The organism is Zarconia sp. (assembly GCF_057467645.1).
The window spans coordinates 1-6,172 of the sequence record NZ_JBRJXU010000115.1 but is presented as its reverse complement, the minus strand read 5'-3'; the positions used below and the strand labels follow the sequence as shown (position 1 = coordinate 6,172).

General features: G+C 49.5%; 8 protein-coding genes. 4 read left to right on the top strand and 4 right to left on the bottom strand.

Annotated elements, in window-relative coordinates:
- The first annotated feature begins 3 nt into the window (after positions 1-3).
- Positions 4-159 carry a WecB/TagA/CpsF family glycosyltransferase gene (locus AC2215_RS18020; protein ID WP_486811384.1) on the top strand — a complete coding sequence of 52 codons (156 nt, stop codon included), beginning with the start codon at positions 4-6 and terminating at the stop codon, positions 157-159.
- A 268-nt stretch (positions 160-427) separates the two neighbouring features.
- Here the strand turns inward: AC2215_RS18020 and AC2215_RS18015 are convergent, their stop codons facing one another.
- On the bottom strand, positions 428-1,816 hold the full coding sequence (locus tag AC2215_RS18015) for a hypothetical protein (protein ID WP_486811383.1): 1,389 nt from the start codon (positions 1,814-1,816) through the stop codon (positions 428-430).
- Positions 1,817-2,448: 632 nt separating this feature from the next.
- Between AC2215_RS18015 and AC2215_RS18010 the strand changes: the two genes are divergently transcribed.
- Together AC2215_RS18010 and AC2215_RS18005 are read left to right on the top strand one after the other, a co-directional pair.
- Positions 2,449-3,195 carry a hypothetical protein gene (locus tag AC2215_RS18010; RefSeq protein ID WP_486811382.1) on the top strand — a complete coding sequence of 249 codons (747 nt, stop codon included), beginning with the start codon at positions 2,449-2,451 and terminating at the stop codon, positions 3,193-3,195.
- A 353-nt stretch (positions 3,196-3,548) separates the two neighbouring features.
- The gene (locus AC2215_RS18005) at positions 3,549-5,069 is read left to right on the top strand and encodes an MBOAT family O-acyltransferase (protein WP_486811381.1); all 1,521 of its coding nucleotides are present in this window, start codon (positions 3,549-3,551) and stop codon (positions 5,067-5,069) included.
- 11 nt (positions 5,070-5,080) lie between these two features.
- Here AC2215_RS18005 and AC2215_RS18000 read toward each other — a convergent pair whose 3' ends face one another.
- From AC2215_RS18000 to AC2215_RS17990, 3 genes are read right to left on the bottom strand one after another with little or no spacing between them, the layout of a single operon-like run.
- Complete coding sequence (locus tag AC2215_RS18000) at positions 5,081-5,242, bottom strand: hypothetical protein (RefSeq protein WP_486811380.1); 162 nt, start codon at positions 5,240-5,242, stop codon at positions 5,081-5,083.
- Positions 5,243-5,245: 3 nt separating this feature from the next.
- Positions 5,246-5,434, bottom strand: coding sequence for a hypothetical protein (locus AC2215_RS17995; protein WP_486811379.1), 189 nt, complete (start codon positions 5,432-5,434; stop codon positions 5,246-5,248).
- A gap of 6 nt (positions 5,435-5,440) precedes the next feature.
- Positions 5,441-5,620 carry a hypothetical protein gene (locus AC2215_RS17990; RefSeq protein ID WP_486811378.1) on the bottom strand — a complete coding sequence of 60 codons (180 nt, stop codon included), beginning with the start codon at positions 5,618-5,620 and terminating at the stop codon, positions 5,441-5,443.
- Positions 5,621-5,665: 45 nt separating this feature from the next.
- On the opposite strand from AC2215_RS17990, the gene AC2215_RS17985 reads away from it, so the two are divergent.
- Positions 5,666-6,172: hypothetical protein (locus AC2215_RS17985; RefSeq protein WP_486811377.1), on the top strand; the 507-nt coding region annotated here is incomplete at its 3' end.

Sequence of the window (6,172 nt, the reverse complement as noted above, 5' to 3'; positions counted from 1 at the left end):
TGGATGAGCGAGTTGGGTCTGGAGTGGGCTTACCGGTTGGCGAGCGAACCCCAGCGGTTGTGGAAGCGTTACTTGCTCGAAGATTTGCCCATCTTTGGATTGTTGCTCCAGCAGAAGTTGGGATTGTATCAAGCGCCTTTGACCGCTCAGGCGAGCTAACTGTAGAATCGAGTTCCGTTAAATACTGACAACAACCGTTAAAGTGAGAATCGAGTGCATCGGCAGCATGGAGAGAATTGACCATCCGAAATCTAACCCGTGACATAGCTCTTGATGAAAACGAATCATGGGAACGCGATACAGCAGTGGAATCGAGTTCGATTGAGACAGAGTTACAAGAGATTGGACTTTAGACGAAGAGATGAGCGCGATCGCATCACCGATACTCTGATTTTGTCCCTCGCACCCCACACCCCACGCACTGACTCTACCAAGCCGTTTCGAGTTGGGCCAGTAACTTCATAATCCGTTGATTGGAACCCGGTGAATTATTGGACTGTCCCCGCAACCACTCCATGGCTTTACCGCGATTTTGTTGGGCCGAAATCAACAGTGCCCCCCAAGCTTTAGCCCCATCGTTATACCAATTCACCCGCAGTTCGGCATCCACCCGATTCCACAAACGTCCCGAATCCGAGCGCAGCATCGTCGCGATCGCCGCCCGGTTTTCCGGATTCTCCTCAAACATTTGCAACGCCGCTTCCCAACGACCGTCAATCAAGTGAGCGAGTACTGCTTGGCTGGGATTTGCCCAAGACGAATCGGCGTTCGATCTCGTAATTTTGGCATGCAAGTTGATGAAATCTAATTGGGCTTGCGCTTCTGGAGTCCAGGAAGCCTCTGGAACTTGCTTGAGGGTTTCAAGAATCTCCAACGCCGGAGACCACAATCCATTGCGAGCCAGGAGCAGGGCATTTTTATAGGTTCGTCCCCCAATGGCGGGTTCGGCAATCGAAATTGAGGTGAGTTGGATGGGATTGAGGAGAAAGTCGCGGGGCTGAACCTGATACACCTCGAAATGGGGTTCGAGTCCGACGGTGCGATCGATTTTGAGTTCGGCCGTCGCTCCCCCGGTAAATTCTTGCCAGGTGGGAACTTTACCGACAGTACTCGTCCACTGCACCATCATACTCAGATGGGAGCGGCTGGGATTGTAGTGGTAAACCTGTCCGTAGGCGACCCGAGTATCTCCTTCGATGCGCTCCCCCATCAAATTGAACCACACGCCGGGGCTGGGGGTTTTTTGCTCGAAGGGTTTAACTTTTGTCAGGGATAAAGGGCGACTCGAGCCGGGGGAGGTGGAGTTGGTATTGAATAACGGGGCGATGACGAAAGATTCCGCCGGGCCGGTAACGGGAATTTGATTGATGAGATAGTAGTAGGTTCGATCGCCGCCGGTACTGAATTCGTCGGCAACTGGCTGGTAGACTCGCAACTCCACGAAGCGATCGCACGATACGCTACAGGCGCTGCGACGAGCGATGACCGGTAGCAGCATATCCGGTTTCGAGCCGGGACCTTGGGAGGAAGCCAGGGTTACTGGTTTCCCTGCGATGAAACCTTGTTGGAGCAGATCGTTTTGAATCGTATCGAGGGTTTGGGGAGCGGAGGGGTTGCTGACGGCAATCTCTGTCCATTTGGGCAAAAATCGAGGCAGCCAGAGAATAGCATCTGGATTGATGATGAGCTGTATCCCCATCCAAGCACCACCAGCCACTAGGCTTAGGCTACCAGCAAGGGCGACGATCGCCCCCAAGGAAATCAAAGTTTGCTTCCAGGGCTTGCTTGCAACGGGATTTGACTTGTTTACGGTCACGCTAGTCAACGATCGAGTGTGCGGTTTGTAGGCCTATTTTCCCACTAAGCGGGAAAATCTGCGCCCCGCGCGGCCATGAGATGCGTAATGGGGAGATCGGAGAGACAAGGGGACAAGGGGACAAGGGGACAAGGGGACAAGGGGACAAGGGGACAAGGGAGAAGTTGCACCAGCCAAGAACTCTGTACGATCGAGTATTTTTGAGGAGTGTTTCGTTGTTGAGATAACTGTTCGAGAAGGGGCTAATCGGCTCGAAAAGCCTCTTTTGTTGCAGATGCTACGACCGACACGCACACCAGAAATACTCGGGGACAAAGACTGGGGGGACATTGTTTCCCTCTCGATCGCGATCGCCATTTTTGTGAGGAGAGCGATCGGACCTCGCACTCTTTTCTCGATCGCATTGTTCGCTCGATCGAGCCAAACATCTTGGATTTGTTATTTTTATACGTTTTTTGTGTGTTTTTATAGTACGTTGATTAAAATTTGGGTAACAACATAGATCTGTTAAGGCTCTTACATAGAGTAGAGTATATAAACTATCTAATTCGCTTTATATTTGACCATCTTTTATTGGTGTAGTGATATGAGTTTTTGAATACACAAATAATAATCAAAAAATTAGATTTTATATGCGATCGAAAATAATTACTTTTTCAAACAACTTAAAAATTGACAGTTCGTTGAATAAGGGGTTAGTATTCTCTTACTTAAGAATTCAAAACCTAAGTCAAAAAAATATAATTGCAATGCGCGTTCGCCCACTTTTATCCCTTGACACTCGGGTTTTACGCTTAGCAAAAATTATTCTGGCTTGTACGTCAATCTCGCTAGTCGGCGTGATTTTCACTTATTTGCTCAGCCTGAAAACCGGACATTCATTTACCGATCTAACCCGCGACCCAGCACAGGTTTACAATACTAGCGTCGTTGTTGGCTTTTTAAGTCATCTTGGTATTTTTCTCTGGACGGCAAGTGCGGCTATCTGTTTTTTCGCATCTGGATTAATCGATCGTGGTTCCAATCATCGCTTTTTTCTGTGCTCGGGTTTAGTCAGTACATTATTAGGTTTAGATGATGAGTTTCTCTTACACGAGATCGTCTTTCCCAATTTTTTCGGAATTCCCGAAAATTACGTTTATCTGGGATATTTTTGCCTAATTTTTGCTTACTTCATCTATTTCCGCTACACAATCCTCAAAAATAACTATGTCTTGCTGTTTATTTCAAGTATTGCTTTGGGATTCTCCCTCGGATTAGATCTGATTATTCCTAGTGCAACTGCTGTAGAAGACTGTTTTAAATTTGCCGGAATTATTTTCTGGTTGGCGTATTTTGTCGATGCAGCAAGGGAGCGTTTGAAACTCAAGATGTATTAAACCGAAATGTCAAAGGGGCGATCGAATTCGATCGACGACCCTAGATTTCTTCACAAGACTGCGATCGAGCCATCAAAGTTCCGAGATGCTCGCAAAGTTCTCGATCGCGATTCTCCAGATTTCACCGGCCAGTCCCATCCGTTCGCCGCTATAGCTGTATTTAGGTTAGGGCACTGGTGTTCGTGAGCTGGGGGAGAAAGATGCTGGTGGGCTAATTTGGACTGTCCTAATTGGGATGAATATCGCGATAAGACCCCAAATTTTTTCGTCGGCAAATCAACCGATGACGGAGTCAGCCCGATCGATCCTATAATCATTTTGAACTTTTCGATCCTGCATGGGAGCCTAGCCACTTGACCTTCCTCTCTCTCCTCTACGGACTGTTCCTCCTGAGTATTATCTTTGTCTACTGGGGGGTTCGGCAGCGTCAGTTTCGTCTGTGGCTGTTGCTGGTCGCGAGCTTAATCTTCTACGGTTCCGTGCAGCTTCAGTCCGTGCCGTTACTCCTGGCCAGTGGCTGGGTCAATTTTAAATTGGGGGCGGCGATTGGCGACGGACAGGAGTTGGAAGCCTACAAACAAAATTGGCAGCTCTCGAACCAAGTTTGGGAAGCCCAACAGCGCAAGTGGCAGCGTCGGCGACTCTGGCTTCTGATTGCAGGTATCGTTTTTAACGTTATCGTACTGCTGAGCTTCAAATACGGCTCCCTGCTGTTTTCCCCGGAATCGGAAATGGCATCCCGGTGGGCGCAAAGTTGGCTCAATCCCTACTTTATCGCTCCTCTCGGGATCAGTTTTTTCAGCTTCGAGTGTTTGGCGTACCTCATTGATGTCTATCGAGGCGCACCCGTTACCCAGGATTTACTCCAATTCACCTCCTACAAATTCTTCTTTCCCAAACTGATTTCCGGGCCAATTACTCGCTACCATCAGTGGAGCGAACAGTTTCTCAAGCAAGAAACCCCCGATGTAGAACGAGTCAGCGAGGGTCTGTGGCTGATTGCCAGCGGGGCGATTAAAAAAGGATTGCTCGCCGATAACCTGGGTATCTACGTCGATTTGTGCTTCGAGAACTTACAACGAGCCGGAAGCGGCGATTTGTGGCTGGCGACGTTGGCTTACGGCTTCCAACTGTACTTGGATTTTAGCGGCTACGTAGATATTGCCCGAGGGAGTGCGATGCTCCTGGGTTGGACCCTCCCGCGCAACTTCAACTTTCCTTATATGACTGCTAGTATCGCCGATTTTTGGCGGCAATGGCACATGACACTGGGGGATTGGCTGCGCAACTATTTGTACTTTCCCCTGGGGGGTTCCCGTCAAGGTTTGCTCAATACTTGCATGAACCTGCTGCTGGTGATGTTGGTTGCGGGGATTTGGCACGGTAGCGCCGGCACTCGTCTCGACCCGTTAGGCTATTTGGTTTGGGGGGGATATCACGGGTTGGCTTTAGTTGCCCATCGCCTCACCGATGCTGTTTCTAATCGCGTCACCCTTTTCAAAGCTTGGTGGCAGAGCGTTCCGGGAAAACTTTTGGCTTGGGGAATGACGCAGGTCATGGTGTTCTCCTCCTGGATTTTCTTCCGACTGCCGAACCTCCAAGATTCCGGTTGGGTATTCCGGCACCTGTGGAATTCAACCGCCGATGCCCAGTTTGCTGAGAAAGTGTACGTGGAGAGTTTGGGGTTGGCGCGAGCGGATTTGGCACTGATACTGTTACTGTTATCGGGTTTAATGGCATTGGCCTACTTCTTGGAGAAAAGTTTGAAGCTCAAGCTCAATTGGCCGGTGGAATTGCTATTGGTTCCGGTTTGCTTCTACGTTGTCTGGCTGTTAGCGCCCGATAGTTTGCCCTATATTTATTTCGATTTTTAACTGCAATATTTTCAGTGCCAAACGCGAGCGTATTTTTCCCGATCGAGCGGAATCTCATCGGGATTGTAACTGCGGTAAAGATTGCGTTCGTAGATTGAGAGACCTCGACATTGGTAGGCTGCGAGAATGGCAATCTCGATCGACCAAGTGCAAAAATCATCCTTCGATCCCAAGGGCTATTGGTCGAATGCCGCTTCTGCAAAACTAATGGCTTCTAAAGCATCGATCGAATTCCCTTTCCAGGCAAATCGAGCAGCGCGTGCTGCCGAAGCTGCCGCACAACCCGTATCGCATTCTCGGCAGTCTCGAATCTTGCCATCGCAGTAGAGTTCCCAACCGGGTAACGCTCGTCTAGCGGCAAACATTGCCAACTAACCCAGTCGGCAATGGTTTTCCCATTGGGTGCCGTAGATTTCCAACGCACCCAGAAGTTGGCCGAGGGGAGTCTCCCGGAGTTCGGTTTCGCTCATCGAATCATCAACATCCCAATTGGAATTTTGCCCGAGTGTGGCGCCGGCGATTTGGATTTTGTCAGGAAGTGCGATCGTCACGATTCAAATGGTATCCTCATACTATTGCGGTTCTCAAATAGTCTGATGATAGTTGGCACCACTCAAGCAGCACAAATTTTGAAGCTCTCCAACGCTCGAGTGCGAATCTTGCTCGTGACCGGTCGAGTCAAAGGAGCTTACAAAACTGGCAACATGTGGCTGATGCCATTGTTCAACGGCAAACCCAAGATCGAACGTGGCACTCGCGGTCCGGCTCCGACTTGGGATTGCGAAGAGGAAAATTCCCCAAACCCGAAGCCTGAAGATCGGAACTGCGAAGACCCGAAGCCTGAAAACCAGACGCCCAAAGACCGGAAGTCCAAAAAGTCCAAAAAGTCAGCCAAAACGATTATTCACGTCAACTCCCAAACCCTTCAACGCAATTACAAGAACAACGAACGAGAGCCAATCATTACCGTCAAACGGGGTCGAAGCAATATTTACGGGCATGAGGTGGAAATCTCTGGAAAATGTCGGGTGGTGTATCGTCCCGACAAGCCGAATCAGGGGGGTGCGAGGGTTTGGATTGAAACCCACTCCGAGGTTCGGGTC

Coding starts and splice junctions, on each gene's coding strand:
- AC2215_RS18020 (WP_486811384.1), top strand. CDS start 4: ATGAGCGAGTTGGGTCTGGAGTGGGCTTACCGGTTGGCGAGCGAACCC.
- AC2215_RS18010 (WP_486811382.1), top strand. CDS start 2,449: ATGCGATCGAAAATAATTACTTTTTCAAACAACTTAAAAATTGACAGT.
- AC2215_RS17995 (WP_486811379.1), bottom strand. CDS start 5,434: ATGTTTGCCGCTAGACGAGCGTTACCCGGTTGGGAACTCTACTGCGAT.